A 2562-nucleotide genomic window follows, 5' to 3' on the forward strand; every position below is an offset into this window, starting at 1 on the left:
CTTATTTGGCAATGATTTTTGTTAACACAAAAACGCGTGCTGATGAGTTACATGCCTACTTGACTGCTCAAGGATTGAAGGTAGCTAAGATTCATGGAGATATTGCTCCTCGTGAACGCAAACGGATCATGAATCAGGTGAAAAATCTGGATTTTGAGTACATTGTTGCAACAGACTTGGCAGCGCGTGGAATTGACATTGAAGGGGTCAGCCATGTTATCAATGATGCCATTCCGCAAGACTTGTCTTTCTTTGTTCACCGTGTTGGACGAACTGGGCGCAACGGACTGCCTGGTACAGCGATTACCCTTTACCAGCCTAGTGATGACTCGGATATCCGTGAGTTGGAGAAATTAGGGATCAAGTTTACTCCTAAGATGGTCAAAGACGGAGAGTTTCAAGATACCTATGACCGTGATCGTCGTGCTAATCGTGAAAAGAAGCAGGATAAGCTTGATATTGAAATGATTGGCTTGGTTAAAAAGAAAAAGAAAAAAGTCAAACCTGGCTATAAGAAGAAGATTCAATGGGCGGTGGATGAAAAACGCCGCAAAACCAAGCGTGCTGAAAATCGCGCACGTGGGCGTGCTGAGCGAAAAGCCAAACGCCAAACATTTTAAAAACTCAGTAGAATCAGGTGATTCTACTGAGTTTTTATTTCCGGAAATATTCAAAGGAGATAATAATTATATATTTTAAATAATTTGATTTATAAAACAGTAATTGCTTTAAAACCTTTTTTAGAGCAATATTTTATTGAAATCATAAGGAAAAAAATTGAAAACTATACAAAATTGTGTTATCATACTATAAAACAATCGGATTATATCATTTGATCCGTGAAAAGAAAAGGGGACTTCTATGGATAAATCATTTATGAAACAACAACGTTTTTCATTCCGTAAAATGAAAGTTGGGTTGGCTTCTGTAGCAATTTTGTTTGCTTTTGCTCAGGTCGGACAAGTGTCTGCAGATGAAACAACACAACCGGCATCTACTTCAGCTGAAACAGTAAAGAAAACCGAAGCAAATAAATCGGCAGTCGAAGCTGCTGTAGCAGAAATTAAAGCTGATGAGGCGAAACCAGTCGTTAACCAATCAGATGCAAAACCTGGAGAACTTGTTGATGTTTCTAAGAAGGTTTCACCTATTGACGTGAAAGAACGCCAAGAAGGTGATCAAAAGATTCATGAAGAAACTGCAACAGTTGAAGTCACAAAGACAGAAGTGGCACCTGTAAAAAGTGAAGAACTTCCTGCTCCAAAGACTGAAACAACTGAGAGTACAGTGAGTGGGAAAGATGAAGATGGAAATTCTTATACCCAATATGAACGTGTTGATAAAACAACTACAGTCGAAATCAAGAAAGCGACAAGAACGATTTCAAAATCTAACTCTGCCGATATCGTTTTTGTTGTTGACCGTTCAGCATCTATGTCTCGAACTATTGACACTGTCCGTAACAATATCAATGAGTTTGCAAGAAATCTTGCTAAAGATGGAGTAGCAGCACGTTTTGGATTAGCTACCTTTAGTGATGAAGTATATGGACGTATAGGTGGATTAGCAGATGAGGGTACAATTTTAACAAAATTTAATGAATCTTATTTTACCTCTGACCCAGCTGAGCTTGAAAAAGCCTTAGCAGGCATTAAGCTTGCACATGGTGGAGACTTCCCTGAAACATCTACACCTACTCTTACACAAATTGTTTCAACCTACGACTGGTCTAAGTCACCTAAAAATAAAAAGTTTGTCGTATTGTTGACAGATGCTCCAATGAAGGAGGATCCTTCAATTCCAACGATGGCGAATACTCTTGCGTCTTTGAAAGCCGCAAAAATCGAAAGAATTGTTGCAACTTCGACAGGGACCGATATTAGCTATAAAGATTTTGTATCTGAAGGTCGATTAATGAATATTAATCGTAACTTGGCTGATTCTTTAACTAAGGATGCAACTACATGGATTGTTGAAACTGTGACTGAAGGACACAATTACAAGGTAACGAAAGATAATTACCAATTTTACCTAGAACGTCGTACAACACTACCTGTTGCTCAGACAGGAAGTGCGACTCCAACTACCACAGTTCCAGTAGCTACAGCTTATAAAAAAGAAGTGGCGAAACTCCCTGATACAGGAAGTAATGATACAGCGAACTATGGTATTGTGGGACTTGGCCTCCTAATGGCTGGACTTGGCTTAACTGTAAGCAATAGAAAGTCTAAGGAACAGTAAGCCTAACTGGAAGATTGTTTGTTAAAACATTGTGAGGAAAAAGCAGATAAAAAATAGGTAGTTTGTAAACGAAGTATGCAGATAAGCACAGGTATGACCTTCTGTATTATGGAGTACAAGCCGAATTTTTATGACGAGAAAAGAGCCGTAAGGTTCTTTTTTCGATTTCGAGAAAATACTGCAAAAAAAAGTAAAAAGTGGTATAATGATAAGGTTATATAGTCCCGATAAGGTGGTAGGTATTCATTACTAGTAGTTTTCCTATCAGTACTTTGTAACTCTATAACAATATTTTTTAAGGGGGGACATTTTTATGTCAGA

General features: G+C 38.2%; 2 protein-coding genes. Both read left to right on the forward strand.

Annotated features, from left to right (window positions below):
- Nucleotides 1-620: helicase-related protein (locus tag GMD1S_RS07165; RefSeq protein ID WP_000328739.1), on the forward strand; the 620-nt coding region annotated here is incomplete at its 5' end.
- 241 nt (nucleotides 621-861) lie between these two features.
- Nucleotides 862-2241: a VWA domain-containing protein gene (locus GMD1S_RS07170; RefSeq protein ID WP_000361432.1), complete on the forward strand. Its 1380-nt coding sequence runs from the start codon at nucleotides 862-864 to the stop codon at nucleotides 2239-2241.
- Nucleotides 2242-2562 lie beyond the last annotated feature (321 nt).

The sequence above is a fragment of the Streptococcus sp. GMD1S genome, assembly GCF_000296875.1.
Classification (GTDB): Bacteria; Bacillota; Bacilli; order Lactobacillales; family Streptococcaceae; genus Streptococcus.